Raw genomic sequence first — 19,103 nt, 5'->3', positions numbered from 1 at the left:
GTTATTTTGGAGGGCAATTATGTCAAAATATATAGCTGTTGCAGGTAAAGGTGGAGTAGGGAAAACCACATTCACCGCTTTATTATTAAGGCAGATGGTACGTCATAAAAAAGGGACTTCAATACTCGCAGTCGATGCAGATCCAAATGCGAATCTAGGAGAAGCTTTAGGCTTGGATGTCACATCAACAATATCTGAATTGCTGGAACAGAGTAAAGATCCTAAAGCGATTCCCCAGGGTATGCCAAAAAACGTTTTTATCGAATACAAGCTCCAGCAATCCTTAGTTGAATCCAATGATATCGATCTGCTTGTCATGGGAGGCCCCCAAGGGGCTGGCTGTTATTGCTATCCTAATGACATCTTGCGCAAACATCTGCAGGACATTGGCGAAAATTATGACTTTGTGGCTGTGGATTCTGAAGCGGGATTAGAGCATATCAGCCGACGAACAATCCCCCGTGTTGAGGTCATGTTTGTCATCAGCGATTCTTCGGCTCGAGGAATCCGTTCTGCAGGAAGAGTTCACGATCTTATTCGAGGATTAAAGTCTGCGGTACAAACTGTCTATTTAATTGTAACTAAGACTAGTGAAGGAAGTATGGAATCCCTGAGAGAAGAGATCGAACGTACTGGTCTTACTGTTATTGGAGACATTCCGTTAGATCCTTTAGTTGTGGAATATGACTTGGCAGGCAAACCATTATTTGATTTGCCGGATGATGCCGTCTCGGTCCAGGCAGTGGAAAGCATTCTGAACCGTGCCGGAATCTTTAACTAGAAAGGAGAGAAGTTCATGTCCGTAGCGTTAGTGAAAGAAAAGTATTCCAGTAAAGTTGGAGAGGTAGTCCTTGGCGCGACTGCTGAACAAGGAGGAACAAGAACCTCCACCATTACGGTTGGAGGGGACGCTGCCTTACCATTTCTCCACTTTGAAGGAGAAACGAAGAACCGTCCTGTGATCGCTATGGAGGTCACAGATGTTGTGCCAACCTGGAGTGATATAATCAAGAACCAAATTGGGGATGTCATTAACGATCCAGCTGCCTGGGCTAAAAAATGCGTTGATGAGTTTGGCGCTGATCTCATCTATTTAAAACTGAACGGTGCAGATCCTGAAGGTGAAAACCGTTCCCCTGAAGATTGTGCCCGTATCGTAAAGGATGTTTTAGCTGCTGTCGGGGTACCCCTTATTGTAGAAGGGTGCGATAATGCTGAGAAAAATAATGAAATTATGGCGGTTATTGCTGAAGCAGCTTCCGGAGAGAACCTCCTGATCGGTATTGCTGAGCAGGATAACTACAAATCCATTACTGCTGCTGCGATGGTCCACAAACACACTCTAATAGCACGTTCCCCTCTTGATATTAATATCTGCAAACAGCTCAATATCTTAATCAATGAAATGGGCCTGCCTTTAAACAAAATTATCATTGATCCTACGGTCGCCGGTCTTGGTTTCGGTATTGAGTATGTATATTCCATCATGGAGAGAGCACGTCTTGGAGCCTTAGCAAATGACAAAATGCTATCTATGCCAATCATTTGTACTGTCGGATATGAAGCCAATCGCTGTAAAGAAGCTTATGCATCTGTCGAAGAGTTTCCCGGCTGGGGGGATCTCGCAGACCGCAGCGTGCTTTGGGAGGCTGTAACAGCTTCTGGGGTTCTTCAAGTTGGAGCTAGTATTCTTGTCATGCGTAACCCAACAGCAGTTGCTGTGGTCAAAAAGAACATTGCTGATATGATGGGCGAATAATCCCTTAACTTCATACATTTATCTGTAAAGTACCCTTCAAATTAGTATTTTAAGTTTATAAAATATGGAAGGACGTGACCGAATGCTTATTTTTGGCGAACGGATTAATGGTATGTTTACTGATATTGGAGAAGCACTTCGTAATAAAGACCCTAAGCCGATTCAATATTGGGCAGTTAAGCAATATGAGGGAGGAGCTCACTATCTCGACGTTAACTCAGGTCCTGCTATTCCAACTCATGAAAGAGTGGAAGCCTATGAGTGGATGGTTAACGTTATTCAGGAAGTTTCCGAATTGCCACTTGTCCTGGACTCAACTAATTACGATGCCATCGAAGCCGGCTTAAAAGTTTGCAAACGCCCGGCAATTATTAACTCCTGCCCTGCAGAACAAGCTAAAATTGAACGCGTATTCCCGATGGCTATTAAATATAACGCAGGAATTATCGGATTGACCATGGATAAGAAAGGTATTCCTAAAGACGCCGAGAATCGTGTAGCATTTGCTATGGAATTAGTTGCTGCAGCAGATGAGTACGGTGTACCTATGGAAGATCTATTCATTGATCCGCTGATTCTCCCTGTCAATGTCGCTCAAGAGCATGCTCCTGAGGTTCTGGAATCCTTAAGACAAGTTAAAATGTTGGCAAACCCAGCACCACGTACGGTTCTAGGATTATCGAATGTATCCCAGAAATCACCAGACCGTAACTTAATTAATCGGACATATATGGCTATGGCAATTGCCTGCGGACTTGATGCCGCCATTATGGACGCCAATGATGATGACCTTGTCGACGTAGCTGCTACTTGCCAAATCCTTCTGAATAGAAGCATCTACGCTGATTCCTATCTTAAGGTTTTCCGCGCCCGCTAAGATAAACCAATATACTGATAAATATACGAGAGATGAAACAATACGTTTCAAGTTTGTTTCATCTCCGTATCTAAGTTGTATTTTTATTAAGAAGTATTCACCTTTTTTTGGTGGGTATTTCTTTTTTTCAAAAGAATGCTTTATGAAAACTATAAAAAACTAAACATCTATTTAGTACTATAGATTAATAATAGAATGGTTTAGTATTTTTTGATAATAAATCATATCCTCAAGGAAACAAGCATAGCTATCTAGAGAACTATTATCTGGAGGTGGATGTTTGTGGAGGCTTTCTATCATAACGATCCGAGAATTGAAGAGTGGGTACAGCAAGTTATCGAAAAAGTATTTTCGACTTGTTTATTAACCGGGGAAGATGCTGAAGCAGAGTATCATAACGGATGTAAAAATGTTGCAAATCTTACATCATTATTAAAGGAATTTTCGATGTTGCCTTCTGAGTATTTAGCGGATGGACTTCACCAAATCCTCGAGCAGCAGCTTCCGGACTCAAGGGTTATTAATAACTTTCCTGAATTTCGAGAGACAATGAATAGAATGCTGATCGATGGTATGTCAAAGGCGATCGATACTCAATGGGAGGATGTTATACCCATACCGGCCTTAGCCCCTATTCATAACCATATATCAGAAGAAACCATCATAGATGATTCGTCGGAGCATAAAGCAGTTATTACTCAAGATCAGTTAAATGATCCAATTGACTCGGGAGTAAAACGGCTTAGCGATGTTTCTGAAAATACAGATCGTCTTAGCTTAGCACTGAATTATGTTTTTCCCAACACTCCTGTCGATTGGAACGTTAATGTTTTAGGCTGCGATTTTCTAGCCCGAGTTGACGATATTTTAATCTGTCGGTATGATTCGGCAAATCCATGTCAGACAGAAACGTTCAAAAAAAATGGATGGAAGGTTCTGCTATGCCAGGAGGAAGACCTTTTTTATCCTCGTAGATTAGAAAGACAACTTAAAAACATCCGCCGTTTAGGACGTCCATCTTAATTTTCTGGGATTAGGAGTAGGAAATAGCAGTTCTATGTCGAATAAATTATTCTTAGAAAGGTAATCAACTATTTAAGCCATTGAAATGAGGAAAACGTTTTGACAGATCAGTTGGGAGAAATTTTAAAAAAAACCTTAAAAGCGATCGAATCTGGAAAGGAAGAAATATTTTTAATCGCAGAAACATCCAGGACTGAGACGCATCGGCTGATTAATGAACTCTCTCAGCTTAAATCGGATATCACGGAAATCATTTTGCAAGTCGATTATCAAGAAAAAGTGGAACGACGTATGCGTCAGAAACTGATGGAAGTAAATCGAGCCTATCAAGTATATACCCATGAAGAAATGATGAAAACATACGCAGAAGCACAAGATGCGCAAATTAAGCTTCAGCTCTTGCAGCAAAAAGAAGTTCAATTGCGTAAGCGTCGTGACGATCTTGAGAGATCTCTTAGTCAAATGGAAGTTACAATAGAGCGAGCACAAAATTTAATGACCCAGGTAAGTATGGCAATCAGCTTATTACAAGGCGGTGTCGTTGAGGCACTTCAAACTCATAATCATGAACAACGTCTGGAAATGGGTTTGCGTGTCATTAAAGCTCAAGAGGAAGAACGTAGACGTGTAGCAAGGGAAATTCATGATGGTCCCGCTCAAACCCTTGCTAATATTGTTTTGCGGCTGGAAATTGCTGAAAAGCTACTTGAATTAGATCCTAGTGGAGTTAAAGCGGAGCTAAAGGACCTTAAAAATTTAGTTCGAGCAAATTTGCAGGACATTCGCAGGATTATTTTTGATCTTCGACCATTGGCCTTAGATAATTCGGGAATCGTGCCTGCAATTTCGAAATATCTGGATAATTTTCAAGAAACCTACGGGATAACCTGTAAGTTGCGAATTGAAGGACGGGAAAAGAGGCTTCTTCCAGCAATGGAAACGGCGCTCTTTCGGTTAGTGCAAGAGGGAATGACAAATGTTGCGAAACATGCCCATACAGATAAAGTCGATATATATTTGATTTATAAAGACGATTGGACGATTGCCAGAATACGAGATTATGGAAGAGGATTCGAAGTAAAATCCGCTATGAATGATCCTGGAGAACATTTTGGACTCGTTGGAATGCGTGAACGAGTTGAAATGTTTTCCGGGCATTTTTCCATCCAATCAATTATTGGCAAAGGAACATCGATAGAACTTTCAATTCCATCGAGCCAAGAGGGGGAACGGTAACTTGATAAGAATTGTAATAGCAGATGATCATCCCCTCATAAGAGAGGGGCTTCGCCGTATTTTAGAATTTGAGGATGGGATTGAAGTCGTTGCGGAAGTAGGGGACGGCCAAGGGGCCATTAACGTTGCCCGAACTATGAAGTTTGATATCTTATTAATGGATCTTAATATGCCGGGAGTCAATGGCTTAGAAGCTGGACGGGTTATTCGCCGCGAACGTCCGAATATAGGGATTCTGGTGCTTACTGTTGATGATTCGGATGAAAAGGTTTTTCAGGTACTTCAAATTGGAGTTGCGGGTTATTTGCTAAAAGATGTTGATTCAAAAACTCTTATTACATCGATTCGTAAGGTTTATTCCGGAGAGCCGATATTATCTCCAAGCGTGACTGGAAAATTGCTTGACCAATTGAGCCAATCGAGCCCTTTGAAGGATACATGTGGTCTTAGTGACCGCGAGATGGAAATTCTCCATTATGTTGTGAAGGGGTCTTCAAATCGTGAGATTGGGACTTCTTTATTTATTAGCGAAAAGACTGTAAAAAACCATTTATCAAGCATATATCGTAAATTGGGTGTTGAAGACAGGACTCAAGCAGCTCTCAAAGCTGTCAAACTTAATTTTTTCAAACTTGAATAAATGGGCAGCAGTTGATAAGGTTCTTTAAGGTCATTGCTAAACCTGACATAAAACGTTAAAATAAAAGAGATAAGCAGGGATAAACAACTTTAAAATTATCAATAGCATTGTTCTAATAAAGCGTCCATAATGCTATTTTTCAGAATAACTCTGAAAGGAAGCAATAGAGACGCTATTTTTGGAGGATTGATTAGATGAAAATCAGCTTCTTCGGCGCTGCACAAGTCGTCACTGGATCATCCTTTCTTGTCGAATCGGGAGAATCCCGAGTGTTGATTGATTGTGGAATGTTTCAGGGTTCGAAAGCACTTAAAGAGTTAAACTACGGGGAATTTCCTTACAATCCGGCAAGTCTCGATGCTGTCATATTAACTCATGCCCATACAGATCATTCCGGTATGTTGCCTAAACTGATTAAGTCAGGCTTCAAGGGAACTATTTGGGCGACACCAGAGACAATTAAGTTATGTTCAATTATGCTGCCTGATAGCGGTCATATTCAGGAAATGGAGATTGAGCGTAAAAATCGAAAACGAAATCGAGCAGGACTTCCGCCCCTGGTTCCAATCTATACTGTTCAAGATGCGCTTGATACCATCCAGCACTTTAATGCGGTGCCTTATAAAAACTCTGTCGATCTTGTCCCTACGATTTCGTTTCAATTTTTCGATGCGGGTCATATTCTTGGTTCAGCTCATGTGGTGCTTCAAATTAAGGAACCTGATTGCAACAAGTCGATTGTCTTTTCCGGTGACATAGGAAATGTCAACCAGCCTTATATTGAAGATCCTAGTATTCTGACTGTAGCCGATGTTGTCGTAATGGAGACCACCTACGGGAATCGTCTTCATTCCGATAACATCGATCCTGAAAAAAATAACCGTTATGAGCAGCTTGCTGAAACAATACGTTCAACCTATGAGGCTGGAGGAAATCTGGTAATACCTGCTTTCGCGATTGAACGGACACAAGACCTGCTGTTTTATCTGCGAAAACTACAGGATGAAAAACGCATACCGGTTTTGCCGATTTATATTGATAGTCCTTTAGCAATTGCCGCTACAAAAATATTTCAGGAAAACACCGAAAATTTTGATGCGGCTACTCAAGAATTAATCAGAACGGGCAACAATCCTCTCAAAATGCCTAATGTACATTTCAGTCAAACTGCCCAGGATTCGATGGCTCTCAATACAATAGAAGGCGGAGCGATCATAATTGCTGCCAGCGGCATGGCGGATGCAGGTCGAATCAAACATCATTTGAAACATAATCTTTGGCGTGAGAATGCAACGGTTCTATTCGTTGGGTATCAGGCTCAAGGGACACTAGGCAGACTTCTTTCAGACGGTGCTGAAACTGTAACCATACACGGTGAGAAAGTTGCCGTAAATGCCCGAATTAGTCATATGGACGGTCTCTCTGCTCATGCAGATCAAGCAGATTTGCTTCGTTGGCTTTCTCTGCTTGGAAAAGAAGCTGAGCAAATTATTCTTGTTCACGGTGAATTAGAATCCCAGACGGCCTTTTCTGAGAAAGTTTATGAAACATTCGGCAAAACACCTCTGATACCTCAGCTTGGAGAAGCCATTGAATTCCATAACGAAAGCATCATACGGGTTGCTCCTGAAAAGACTTGGTTAGCGCCGGCTCCAAAGACAGAAATCTGTAGCGAATCTACACCAGCTCCTTCATCATCCATTAGCGATCGTCCCCTGCATCCTGTTGCGCCTGCTTACAAGAAAGCTAAGACTGCAACTGCCAAGGCATCCCGGTCACAAGTCAATAGAGCCTATGTCCGATTTCGACACCATCTTAAGCGACTTATTGACGAAGGACAAAGAACCCGAAACTTTGGACATGTTATTAACGTCCTTGATAGCCTGACACGATGGCTTGAAGAGCAAGAGAGGAAAACACGGCGCTAAAGCTTTAGGGCTTAGAGCCATGCATATTCTGAGGATTGGCGTTTAAGACCGGCCAGAAAGCGGAGAGTTTCTTCCCGTCGTTTTACGGCTAAACGTTTTCCCGCTTTTGTAGATACTTTGTCCGGAAGTGCCTCCGCAAAAAGACGGGCACGCTCAATAGCATCTTCAGGAGTCTGGATTAATTCATCATGTCCAATCAAGCTGAAGAGACGCATTAAGCCAATGTTTCCTAAATTATCCAGGATATCCGCTTCACGTAAATACACTGCTTCATCACTGCGTCCGGGTTCAGAATAATACATGTGGTTTTCAACGGCGTCTAAAACTATGGGTATTTTATCTGGAGGAAACATCATTTGTTGGAGAAGATTTGCGGTTACTCCTTTGGAACGTAAAGCATGGTCCACGTTCTTGAGGGCATAGACCGGGTATTTGCCTGTGTCATGCAGCATAGCTGCCGTATAAAGGACTTCATCATCTAAGGTTAGATGACTGGATAATTCTTTAGATAGATAGTAAACTCTGTAGCAATGTTTAACTCCCCAGGCAGAGGGAGCACCTGATTTTTCTACGATTTGAACAAGTTCTTGCCTACAATCCATTACATTGTCCTCCTTAGAGTTCGTTTGTTACTATATACGCCAAATGACCGCCAGAATCCTTCCATAATATGGGATATACAATAAACACTTTTCGATCATATTTATTTAAAGTTGTCTATAAATGCTTGGTTGGGGATCTTGAGAAAGAATCCTGTTTAAATTAGAAATTATTTAAAGATGTGAGAGTGAACGGTACATGGGAGATGAATGTCAATGAATAAAGTTAGTGTCTATGGGAGCTTTACACAGGCTCTTTTCTTTTCCGGTGTCGTTTCAATTCCAAAATATTTGTTAACGCACTATAAAAAAATTGGAATTAATGATTCTGAAATGATGGTATTGATTCAGATATTATGTGAATCTGATTCAAACCCCTATCCTTCAATCACGACTTTAGCCAGTCGTTTGACGGCTTCACCTTCTGATATAGAAGAGAGTTTGGGTAGTTTAGTGGAGCGAAAGCTTCTTGCTATAGAAAGGTATTGGAATCCTATTGAGCAAAAGTGGGGAAATAGTTATAGCCTTGTTGGTTTGATCGATGAACTTGCAGAGCTTTGGGCGATTGAGCGTTCTCAACAATTAGAAGAAGAACGGGTGCTTATGCAAAGTCAAGTATCATCAAATCTGCCCCTTACTCCAACAAATCCTGCGCTGGATAACTTAGTTCAAACCTTTGAGCAGGAATTGGGGCGTTTGCTCACTCGCCTGGAGTGTGAAAATCTCGATCGATGGTTGTCATCGAACTTTTCTGAAGAACTTATTATTGAGGCTTTAAGAAGAGGAGTTAGTGCAGGTATTCGAAATTTCCGCTACTTAGATTCAATACTAAGGGAATGGGAGAAAAAGGGTTTGCGTACGCGAGCTGAAATCGAAGCAGAAGATGCTTATTTTCAATCCCGTCAGGAAAAGAAGACCTCCAAACCTAAAACCAGAGCAACAAAAACGACATCCAGTAAATATGAAAATTTCTATTTATAGGGGTTTCTTTATTGTCTATAGGGGGATGCCAAATGAAACGTATAAAAGATATTTTAGGAAGTAATGTTATGCCATCCCAAACGTCATGTACAAACCTGATATCTGATACAGATCAGCCATATTCTCTTGATAAGGTAAAGTGTCCTATTTGTGATGACCGGGGAATTGTGCTCAAAGGGGATATAGCTTATCCCTGTCATTGTATGCAAACAAAGAAACTTGAAAATCAGTTTCGGCATGCTCGAATCTCCAGAGATTTAATGAAATGCCGATTTGATAAATTTAGATTTGATTTTTATTCTTCCGAATTGATCGATCAAAATCATAGAGACGGAGCTGTTAAAGCCTTAAGAGCAGCTAGAGGCTTCGTAGATGAATGTTTACAAAACCCTTATGGTCTTGGGATCGTTTTTACGGGGCCTGTTGGATCAGGTAAAACATATCTGGCTGCATGTATAGCAAATGAACTTATGGAATCCGACTTAAAGGTTCTTTTTATAGTTGTTCCGGACCTGTTAGATGAATTGAGAGCAACTTACAAGTCGGAACTTAATGAGCTGGATTTACTCGATACAGCGCGAACCATTCCTATATTAATTCTTGACGATTTGGGTGCCCACAATTATACAGATTGGACAAGAAATAGACTGTATTCCATTATAAATTATCGTCTGAATGAGCAGTTGCCTACTGTAATTACGTCTAACCTTTCTCTTGATGAAATGGAGGATTATATAGGATTACGAACAACATCACGTATTATTCAGTCTTCGCGGATATTTCGGCTGACAGTACAAAAAGATATTCGCCTTCAAATTTATCAGGAACGGGAAGGTAAAAAATAAAAAAATAGACTAAAATTTTTTTCAGACCTATGCATGTCCTTACTAGGACGTGCATAGGTTTTTTTAAGGAACCAAAAAAATAGGAGGTGTTCAGCTATGGCAAAAATTATCACAATTAACCGCAAATACATTGTCATGGTCGTAAGTGTTTTCGTATTATGTTTGATCGGGTTTGCCGCATTTTCGCTTGGGGAGAATAAAATGGCGAGTGTCAGTAAAGACAACGGAACTCCGGAAATCAAAATGATCGGTGTTGCAGTGGAACCAGCTTCAATTGTTAAGGATCTCACCTATGGCAGTGTCTCATTAAAAGGCTCACAGGTGATCTCTACTAATACGTTTGACCTTATCGTAACGGTTCAGAACATGACAGCTAAGCAAATGACCAATGTACCGGTTGAACTTCAAGTATCGTTAATCGGAGATGAAGCTAAAAAGGTAATTTCACCAGGGAGCTTGAAAACCTTAGAACCGGGCGCCACTGCTCGTGTAGCATTCAGGCAGATTAAAGCCCTTGGGGACGCATCAGGTAAAAGCGGCACTGACGGACAGCATTTGATTACCTTTAAAATCAATCCAAATCCCGAAGGAGGGCTGGAACAGGCAACTGAAGCAAGTTTTCGTTTTAACGTGGATACGACGGTTAAAGTCCCCGCGACAGTCAATAAACAGTAAATCATCCTATATGAACTTAAAAATAAGTGCCATAATAAGCACTTATTTTTGTTTTTTATTCAATGGCGTTATAATTAAATTTAGTGAGGTGAATGAAATGGATATACAAGTAGATTTGCATACACATACCGTTGCAAGTGGACACGCCTACAGTACTCTTTCAGAAAATGCCTTAGCGGCCTCGCATAAAGGCATTAAATTATTGGGGATGACTGATCATGGTCCTTCAATGCCAGGTGCCCCAAATCTATATCATTTTGGAAATTTGGCAATTATTCCTGACGAGTTATATGGAGTTAAAATTTTACCAGGCGTTGAAGCCAATATCACAACTCATGAAGGGGAACTAGATATCCCAATACGTTATCTAGCCAAGTTGAAACTTGTTCTGGTGGGACTACATGTTATTAGTTATCCTGGCGGAACCTCTGAGCAAAACACAGAGGCCTATATCAAAGCTATGAAAAATCCTTATACAGATATGATGGTTCATCCGGGACGCCCGGAATTTGAGTTGGATCTTGAACGTATTGCTCATATGTCCGCACAATTAAATATACCGGTTGAAATTAATAACAGCTCCCTGTCAAGCAAAAAGAGGGGGGCGCGGGAAAACTGCCGGCGCTTTGCCCGTTATATGGCTCACTATAATGGACCGGTTATCTTAGGAAGTGATGCTCACTTTACAGACCGGGTAGGAGAATTCGGCCATGCTCTTGCTTTAGTAAACGAAGTGGGAATCAAGGAGCAGCAGGTTCTTAATACTTCTCCTGATCGGGTTATGGATTATTTGGCAAGCCGTCGTAAAAACCGTCCAATCATTACACATACTTAGATTTCACAGTGAGCTTATAGCGGCGATTAAAGCCAAGGTACACAGCATCTCCCTATTCCATATATTGTAACAAGGAGGAAGGGGAGGTATAGATATGCCCGGCAGAGAACCTGAAAGAGTTTGCGAAGAATCTCTTAACATGGGGATTACTATTTTTGCTCCTATCAGTTCAGTTGCTGGGAGTTCGACGATTATATTTTCTCAGACTCTCTTAACTGGAAGGGTTTTCGCGGCATCTGCTGTTAGCATCGGAGCCCAAACCATCCTTTTTATTGCCCAACGATTTTTCAAGGTTAAAAGTATCCCTATTCTGGATGTGACGAATGAACAAACCGTACAAATGCCAATTTCTGAGCTTCAAGACTTCCTGAAATGGATGGCCAGCGGATCCCACTCTTCTCCAAACGTTAATACCACAACTAATGGGACACTTACTAATTCGAACGGAGCGCTTGGCGTGGGAACAGGAGAGCGGGGGTTTCCTACTCCCGAAAGCCCCGAAGCGCCACTTGTATTTGCTATATTTTTTAATGCGGACTATTCTAATGAATTATACACACCGTATATACGTCTAACGATTCCATTATTCATATTCCCTGGTCTCAGAGGAGCACTTCCGCTTCTAATCGTAGGATTGTTGGCTACGATTTTTGTCAGAGCGGTTGTTCCGCCTGAAACTACGGGTTCAAGACCCCTACGCAAACCGGTTAAAGAGACGAATAATAATACTCCTCTTACCTTTACTCCGAGCGATCTCCTGCAATTGCTTACCAGATTTGGGACGCACTTTGGCACAAAATAAGTTTCGAGCCCCTTAGCCATGTGGTTAAAAATGGCATTAAACACTCGAAAGAACAAGATAACACACAAAGGAAAGGAAAAATGCCTTTCCTTTGTGTGTTATAGGTATTTATTGATTTGTTTCACTAAATTATTTATAGTACAATGTGTTTTGGGGGTAAACTATTTAAAAAAGAGACAGAGAGAGTTTCTCATAGTAAACGTAAAGGACGTGTGACTGTGCTTTTTAAAAGAAGTCAGATAGATCGCGAACGCATAGCGGGAGTTGTAATATTTTTAAGTCTGTTTCTAATACTAATATCAATGGTTGGGGTTCGATTGTTAGATGTTAAAGTAATCAATATTGAATTAATTGATCGTGGTTTATACTCAATAATTACAAATAAGGGGCCTGTGAATGTTGGCAAGGATGATATTCTAAGAATTGAGAGAACCTATACTAAGGCTGCAATTACGGGTGCACCAGTAGAATTGTATAAGGTATATACAACCAAGGGTTTTATCTATATGTCTTCGTTAGATCCTTTCTCTAAAACGGGAAAGCAGTTGATTAATTCCGTAGATACAGAAGAAAAGGAAGTTTGGATCAGCAACATAACTGGTTCCGATGCTTCTCTTGAGCAAAGGCTAAAATCTAACTTGGAGCTTGTACAACCGTTTAGTTATGCTATCGGTACATCGTCTAAATTAACCTCTCTGGTCTTTTCCATTCTTTCGCTGCAATATCTTTCACTTGCCGTAGGTGGTCTGGCATTAATGATTCTTATATTCCCACTAAGGTTTGAGACTCATTTGCATGGTCAATCCATTATACTCCAAGATCAGGAGTATCCCGATGATGAAGAGCAGCTTGACGCGGTCGCCAAGTAGGAAGGAGTGGATAACAGTGAAAGTATCAGTCAAACATATAAAAGGAATGCATTTCCAAGGTGAAGGCAGTGCAAAAGTCTTAACCAATATGGATGCCAGCGTAACAGCCGGAGGAACCGGGCATGGGACGAGTCCTATGGAGCTTCTCCTGATGACAATTGCCGGATGCAGTGGTATGGACATTGTTTTAATCCTTGAGAAGATGAAGGTTAAATACCAGCGTTTTGAAGCAACTGTCGAAGGTGAACGCGCCAGCGATCATCCTCGTGTCTTCAAAGATATTGAAATAGTCTATAAGTTTTGGGGGGAATCTCTTCCAAAAGATAAGCTTGATCGTGCCGTTCAACTTTCAATGGAGAAATACTGCAGTGTTGCTAATATGATCGATAAAGCTGCTAATCTGACCTATCAAATTGAAATTAACGAACGATAATAATTTGAGCCGTCTTTATCTAAGACGGTTCTTTTTTTACTTCCTGCCATCAAGACACCAAGATACTTTAGAGACAATCCTTGATAGTATATACATGTTTTGTTATACTAAGGACGTTGAAATTCGATTTCATAACGGAAGATCTATAATGAGTAGTCTGTCGTAAAGTGATTCGTGGCCGCATCTCCAAAATTGCGGCTTGTTTTTTTGCACTACCTAACTCTAATCCTTGTGTGTTTTATATCAATTTGTATCGGAAGGAGAAAAATAGATGAGAAAAAAAAGTAAGATAAGAATAAGAATGATCCTAGTGTTTTTTATGTATAATATGATTTTTGCAGCGATTCTTGTTCCATTTATATTGTTTTGGGGACCATTTGAGTCACTCAAAACCGTTGCTGTGGGAGCAGTAGCTACCTCCAGACATCCACAGGTTGTAGAGGCTTTTCTCTCTCAAGAAGAAATTAGCCGTATTATGAATTCGAATAGCTCTCCAGGGGGCGACCAAGATTTTGGACGAACAGAAGTTATTACAGATAAGGCTTCAGGAATAACAATCGAAGATATTCAAGGTCGAAGTTTTAAAGGTAAAGTGATGTTGATTAAGGACCCAAAACGAGTTAAGTTAGCTGTCACTAAGGAGATTGGGGTAACCGGAGAACGGGTAACTGATCTCGTCAAGGATATGGGAGCAATTGCCGGGATCAATGCCGGAGGGTTCTATGACCCTAATGGCAAAGGAAACGGAGCGTTTCCGGATGGTTTGACAATGCATAACGGGGAAATTGTCCATAACAATGTGGGGGATAAGGCGGTTAATATTGTTGGATTTGATGACCAAGGGAAACTCGTTCTCGGTAAAATGAATGCTCAGCAACTTATAGAGAAAAACATGCGTGAAGTCGTTACCTTTGAACCGAATTTGATTGTTAATGGCAAGCCGCAAATCAGCGGCGATGGCGGGTGGGGAATTGCCCCCCGGACAGGCATCGGGCAAAGGGCGGACGGAACGGTGATATTTGTTGTCATTGACGGACGCCAGCCTACATGGAGTATTGGCGCAACTTTACGGGATCTCATGAATGTCTTTGATGATTATGATGCCGTAAATGCTGTCAATCTCGATGGCGGTTCTTCTTCAGAACTTGTTTATGATGGAAAAGTCATGAATAAGCTTTGGAATATTTTTGGTGAACGTTATATTCCTACTGCTTTTGTAGTAACCCCATAGGAAACGAGAATCTCTGCTGAAGGAGGATGAATGACGCATGAAGAAAAAGCTGCGTATTATATTAGTTTGGTCCTTAATCTCACTTTTTCTCCAATTCGGAGCCTACTCTCTGCTTGACCATCAAGTGGCCAAAGTTTTGGGGCCTGTCGCTGACAATGGACCGATAACGGAGGAACTAAAAGCGACTATACCCGGTTCAAATCTGGAAAACATTCAAATATCTTATGCTAAAGATTATTTAGCGTATATGGAAAATGGAACTTTAAAAATCTTCAATCTCAAAAAAGAAAAAATAGTTTTTGAAAAGAAAGCTCCCGACAACGAAAAAACAAAGGGGGTTCTCTCTTATCAATGGCTGCCTGACCGGGATACCCTACTCTATTTTTATGCTAAAAAGAACCCGAATCCTGTAACTTACGTGACGGTACCCGTGAAACCTGTACAGACTCCAACTAAGCCGGCTGTCAATGAACCTGATCTTGAAGATCCCAATCAAAAGCCGAATAAACCCGCAGAAAAGCCAAAAGAAACTGTACCTCAGACTAAAACCGAAGCCCGGTACGGCAATCCGCAAATTACAGAACTCTATACACTTGAACTTCCTGATAGTGATGAAGATACTTCACCAGATGATCGTTTTAATCAAACCATTAATGAGTTTCCGGCCGACGGAAAAATCGACGAATTGGTTGTTTCAACAACTACGAATCTTATTTATCTTACCGTTAAAAACGGATCAACTGAAAAACTTATGGAAATTGACGTTATGAAAAACGTACGCACCTTGAATCGAACTGGGGAGATCATTGATGGAATGGCTGCCTCTGATCGGTATGGAACATTATTTATCAATAGCAAAGTGAGTGGGACTCAGCAAGTCGTTTCTTTAGGTGTTGGAAATCGTCAAACTATCTCTAAGAATGCTAATGATAGGGTCTTAGGAATACGAAATGGCAAGGTGTATATAGGGGAAATTAAAAATAATCAGCTTGTTAAGATCAAAACGACAGAGGACCTTTCTGAAATGAAAAATAATCCGTCTCTGGTAACAGAATGGGAAGGCTCCCTTCCCTTTAGCGAGGTAAGGACTATTATCGGTTCAAAAGGCCAGATAGTCATCTATAATCAGAAAACAGTCTCTATTATCACTGGAGGGCAGCTTGAAGAGTTTGAATTGCTCGGGGATGAGAACTACATCTCTGATGATGGTGCTGAGCTTATTCAGCTTAATCGATCAGGGACCTCGACCCTTGTAGAATTATCCCCTATTAAGTCCAAAGTGAATTAGGCCATAGCAATTTGCTAGTATTTTTTAGGATAAGGTAATAAAAAGGCCCGAAAGGCGTTAAAAAACGTCCTTCGGGCTGATTTTTTGTGCATATTATTTACCGAAAGCTGTTTTGCAGCAGCCCTTTCTTACTCTGAGATTATATCACTTGAGGTGCTTTGCAGGCCTTTGAGTTGAGTTTCTAAATTATCCAATAAGGCTCGGATTTGATTCATTTGCTCAATGATGGTGGTTATAGTTTGGGAATCTTCAGCCGTTACTTCTGCTTCTTTTGGAGAACCAGGCGGCAGCACAGCACCTTGTCCGGGTGTTGTGAGCCGAGGTACTCCTTCTCCAAATAGTTGAGTTAAGGCTTCCGCCAAAGTTCCAGCCATGACTAAACGATTTTGATAGGCAAGAATGACCTGTTTCATTTCCGGAATACTGCCGCCTTTATCCGACTGCAGATAAATAGGTTCTACATAGAGGAAGCCTCCGCCAATCGGAAGAGCTAAGAGATTTCCGCGAATGACACTTGATCCTTTTTGATCCCACAGGGAAAGCTGTTCGGAAATCCCAGGATCCTGGTCAATTCGAGATTCGATTTGCAAGGGTCCGTAAATCTCAATATTCTTAGGAAGCTTGTAAAGCAATATCTCACCATAATGCTCTCCATCCATCCGCGCTGCCATCCAGGCAATCATATTATTTCGTGTATTTGTGGCGCTGGAAGCCGGTGTAAAGGGAAGCATCAGCACAAACTCCGGTTTGTCTTCTCCCGGAATCTTCATTATGGTGTAATAGGGGGTTACGCTTTGAGGTTTACTCTCAAAGAGTTCTTGAGCAATATCCCAGGAGTCCTCTTTATTGTAAAAAACAGAGGGATTTGTCATATGAAAGTTCTTAAGCATATTACTTTGAACACTAAAAAGTGTTTCCGGATAGCGTAAATGACTCTTCAGACCGGGAGGTATGCTTGCAGCGTCCTTGAAAACGCCTGGGAAGATTTTCATGTAGGTTTGTAAAATAGGATCGTCGGGATCGATAGCATAAAAATCAACCGTTCCGTCATAGGCATCAATAATTACTTTTACGGAGTTCCTGATGTAGTTAAATTCTAAGTTTGGCTGAAGATGTGAATAAGGAAGAGCCTCGGAGGTGGTATAGGCGTCGATAATCCATTTTATGCGGCCATTATTAATGACCATATAGGGATCTGTATCATAGGTCAAAAAGGGTGCCAGTTTTTGAACCCGATCATTGATATTGCGGAATACAAGCATTTTACTTTCTGCAGTCACTTCATTGGCAAGATAGAAACGTGGGGTCCCATGGCGAAGAGAAAGCATAAATTTATTAAGCGGAGTTAAAGGAATTCCGGTTTTACCCTCATAAGAATTTTCAGCATTGGAGTTTCCCAAGGGGTAATCGAATTCCTTAACCTTAGTATTGGCGACGACCCAGTCGTCCGTAAGTTCACCATAGTAGATTCTTGGCTCTGTAAGTCTTAATTCAGGAAACTCACTGACAGGAGGAACGTCTTTGATGGCGAATGAGGGCAGTCCTTCAGAGGTGACGGCATTGGCAAAGGATGCGGAAGCGCCAAAACCGTGGGTATATTTAAACCGAATATTAACAAAGGTTTTTGCTTCTGAAGCTAAATCGGAAGTGGATATTTCCCGGGGGCCTATCATAACTTGACGTGATTCACCATTGATCAGGTAGCGGTCGATATCAATATCGTTAAATTTGTAATAGAGTCGTATGCCCTGTTTCTGGTTATAGGTCTGCAACAGGGGACGGGCATCATTAAGCCGTATGTTGTTGAGTGTTCCCAGATCATTTTTCAAAGCGTCGGTTGTAATAGGGGTGTCGCCAGGATAATCGATCTCCTTAATATGGTCCAGGCCATACCCGAAGCGGGTTAGTTCGAGTTCATGCTGAATATAGGGGCGCTCTTTACTAAGTTCATTGGGAAGAACAATAAAGGATTGAATGAGCGCTGGTATAATGCTGTAAATCAGGATTCCGACGAGGATATTTCCGACAACTGGAACGGTTAATAAGCGGGTATCTCTAAAAGTAAGGGAACCAAAGGCCAAAATAGATCCTATAATACTGATAACAATCAAGATTTTGAGTGCGGGCAGAGTAGCATTTAGATCCGTGAAGCCGGCTCCAACTACGTGTCCATGAGTAGAATAAAGCAACTGAAAAATATTCAAGTAGTATCCATAGGCTTTTAAGACAAAGAGGATTCCAATTAAAAAGGCTAAATGCTTCCGACAACTGGGTCCCATGGAGACAGCCCCATTTTGCCATAGCTTTTTCGAATGGAAACGAATAACCCCGGTTACGATATAGAAAATGATGGTAAACAAGGTGAGTAAAAACAGAGGACCAAAAAAAGCCTCATATATGGTTACCAAGAAAGGCAATCGAAAAAAGTAAAACGCTAAATTCTTGCCGAAAATCGGATCGACCTGACTAAATTGGGTAGCATGGGTAAAGGAGAGAATATCCAGCCAGCCAGTGAATCCAGCCACAAAACTAATGCCAAAGCTTACAATTGCCGATATAATTAATAACCATATAGTCACCCTTCGTTGGCTCAGGCTTAAAACCGGGCGGTTCATATCCTGTACCAAACGCAAACGAAGACGCAGGCGTTCGTTAACGGAGGTCACAATAGCATGGCGAATAGACAATAAGGTGCCGGCGATAAATAGGAAAAGAATGGTTCCGTTGACGGCTTGAAAAAGTAATTTACTTAATAATGGGGTCCAAAATAATTGAGAATAACCAAGATCATTGAACCATAACCAATCCTCATATAGACCGCTCGACGCAGTCAGGATTGCGATCACAATAATAAAGCCAATAAGTATTCTTAGGAAACGGCGCAAGTATGATTCCTCCTTTTAAGACTGGAACATTGAAACTAGTTAAGACAGTCTTATTATATTCTTCCCAACATTTGAAAATCCCTCCATTAATTTAATCTATTTGGGCCAATTACTTTTAAATTCCGGATAAACTATGTTATACTATGAAAGAGCAATACCCTTAAGGGGTATAAATTGTTGAATAAAGAGAGGTCGAA

The 19,103-nt window shown here is 41.1% G+C and carries 18 protein-coding genes; 16 read left to right on the top strand and 2 right to left on the bottom strand.

Annotated features, from left to right (window positions below):
* Positions 1-19 precede the first annotated feature (19 nt).
* From DESYODRAFT_RS14380 to DESYODRAFT_RS14350, 7 genes are all read left to right on the top strand, one after another.
* Positions 20-781: an ATP-binding protein gene (locus DESYODRAFT_RS14380; RefSeq protein WP_007784221.1), complete on the top strand. Its 762-nt coding sequence runs from the start codon at positions 20-22 to the stop codon at positions 779-781.
* A 15-nt stretch (positions 782-796) separates the two neighbouring features.
* Entirely contained in the window at positions 797-1,759 is a 963-nt protein-coding gene (locus tag DESYODRAFT_RS14375) for an acetyl-CoA decarbonylase/synthase complex subunit delta (RefSeq protein WP_007784219.1), read from the top strand.
* Positions 1,760-1,841: 82 nt separating this feature from the next.
* Positions 1,842-2,636: a methyltetrahydrofolate cobalamin methyltransferase gene (locus tag DESYODRAFT_RS14370; protein ID WP_007784218.1), complete on the top strand. Its 795-nt coding sequence runs from the start codon at positions 1,842-1,844 to the stop codon at positions 2,634-2,636.
* A gap of 282 nt (positions 2,637-2,918) precedes the next feature.
* Positions 2,919-3,659, top strand: coding sequence for a hypothetical protein (locus DESYODRAFT_RS14365; RefSeq protein WP_007784217.1), 741 nt, complete (start codon positions 2,919-2,921; stop codon positions 3,657-3,659).
* 99 nt (positions 3,660-3,758) lie between these two features.
* Entirely contained in the window at positions 3,759-4,895 is a 1,137-nt protein-coding gene (locus DESYODRAFT_RS14360) for a sensor histidine kinase (RefSeq protein ID WP_007784215.1), read from the top strand.
* Position 4,896: 1 nt separating this feature from the next.
* A complete protein-coding gene (locus DESYODRAFT_RS14355) occupies positions 4,897-5,535 on the top strand; it encodes a response regulator (RefSeq protein WP_007784214.1) in 639 nt (212 codons plus the stop codon).
* A 194-nt stretch (positions 5,536-5,729) separates the two neighbouring features.
* The gene (locus DESYODRAFT_RS14350) at positions 5,730-7,463 is read left to right on the top strand and encodes an MBL fold metallo-hydrolase RNA specificity domain-containing protein (protein WP_007784213.1); all 1,734 of its coding nucleotides are present in this window, start codon (positions 5,730-5,732) and stop codon (positions 7,461-7,463) included.
* Positions 7,464-7,474: 11 nt separating this feature from the next.
* On the opposite strand, the gene DESYODRAFT_RS14345 is transcribed toward DESYODRAFT_RS14350, so the two are convergent.
* Positions 7,475-8,065, bottom strand: a complete 591-nt coding sequence (locus DESYODRAFT_RS14345; RefSeq protein WP_007784212.1) for an HD domain-containing protein — start codon at positions 8,063-8,065, stop codon at positions 7,475-7,477.
* Between the two features lie 213 nt (positions 8,066-8,278).
* Between DESYODRAFT_RS14345 and DESYODRAFT_RS14340 the strand changes: the two genes are divergently transcribed.
* The 9 genes from DESYODRAFT_RS14340 to DESYODRAFT_RS14300 all read left to right on the top strand — a co-directional run bounded on the left by DESYODRAFT_RS14340 (position 8,279) and on the right by DESYODRAFT_RS14300 (position 16,021).
* The gene (locus tag DESYODRAFT_RS14340; protein ID WP_007784211.1) at positions 8,279-9,043 is read left to right on the top strand and encodes a DnaD domain protein; all 765 of its coding nucleotides are present in this window, start codon (positions 8,279-8,281) and stop codon (positions 9,041-9,043) included.
* A gap of 32 nt (positions 9,044-9,075) precedes the next feature.
* A complete protein-coding gene (locus tag DESYODRAFT_RS14335; protein WP_007784209.1) occupies positions 9,076-9,888 on the top strand; it encodes an ATP-binding protein in 813 nt (270 codons plus the stop codon).
* A gap of 96 nt (positions 9,889-9,984) precedes the next feature.
* On the top strand, positions 9,985-10,563 hold the full coding sequence (locus tag DESYODRAFT_RS14330; protein ID WP_007784208.1) for a hypothetical protein: 579 nt from the start codon (positions 9,985-9,987) through the stop codon (positions 10,561-10,563).
* Between the two features lie 97 nt (positions 10,564-10,660).
* Positions 10,661-11,398 carry a phosphatase gene (locus DESYODRAFT_RS14325; protein ID WP_007784207.1) on the top strand — a complete coding sequence of 246 codons (738 nt, stop codon included), beginning with the start codon at positions 10,661-10,663 and terminating at the stop codon, positions 11,396-11,398.
* Positions 11,399-11,492: 94 nt separating this feature from the next.
* Positions 11,493-12,200 (top strand): hypothetical protein, encoded by a 708-nt coding sequence (locus tag DESYODRAFT_RS14320; protein ID WP_007784205.1) that lies wholly within the window; start codon positions 11,493-11,495, stop codon positions 12,198-12,200.
* 218 nt (positions 12,201-12,418) lie between these two features.
* Complete coding sequence (locus DESYODRAFT_RS14315) at positions 12,419-13,069, top strand: hypothetical protein (protein ID WP_042338602.1); 651 nt, start codon at positions 12,419-12,421, stop codon at positions 13,067-13,069.
* Between the two features lie 16 nt (positions 13,070-13,085).
* Complete coding sequence (locus DESYODRAFT_RS14310) at positions 13,086-13,502, top strand: OsmC family protein (RefSeq protein ID WP_042338601.1); 417 nt, start codon at positions 13,086-13,088, stop codon at positions 13,500-13,502.
* A gap of 271 nt (positions 13,503-13,773) precedes the next feature.
* On the top strand, positions 13,774-14,733 hold the full coding sequence (locus tag DESYODRAFT_RS14305) for a phosphodiester glycosidase family protein (protein ID WP_007784202.1): 960 nt from the start codon (positions 13,774-13,776) through the stop codon (positions 14,731-14,733).
* Positions 14,734-14,770: 37 nt separating this feature from the next.
* A complete protein-coding gene (locus tag DESYODRAFT_RS14300) occupies positions 14,771-16,021 on the top strand; it encodes a hypothetical protein (protein ID WP_007784201.1) in 1,251 nt (416 codons plus the stop codon).
* A gap of 128 nt (positions 16,022-16,149) precedes the next feature.
* Here DESYODRAFT_RS14300 and DESYODRAFT_RS14295 read toward each other — a convergent pair whose 3' ends face one another.
* Positions 16,150-18,906, bottom strand: a complete 2,757-nt coding sequence (locus DESYODRAFT_RS14295) for a UPF0182 family membrane protein (protein ID WP_007784199.1) — start codon at positions 18,904-18,906, stop codon at positions 16,150-16,152.
* Between the last annotated feature and the right edge of the window lie 197 nt (positions 18,907-19,103).

Origin of the sequence: Desulfosporosinus youngiae DSM 17734 (assembly GCF_000244895.1) — a bacterium.
Taxonomy (GTDB): domain Bacteria; phylum Bacillota; class Desulfitobacteriia; order Desulfitobacteriales; family Desulfitobacteriaceae; genus Desulfosporosinus; species Desulfosporosinus youngiae.
Note: the sequence above shows the minus strand (reverse complement) of the source record. Positions and strands in the feature narration are given on the sequence as shown.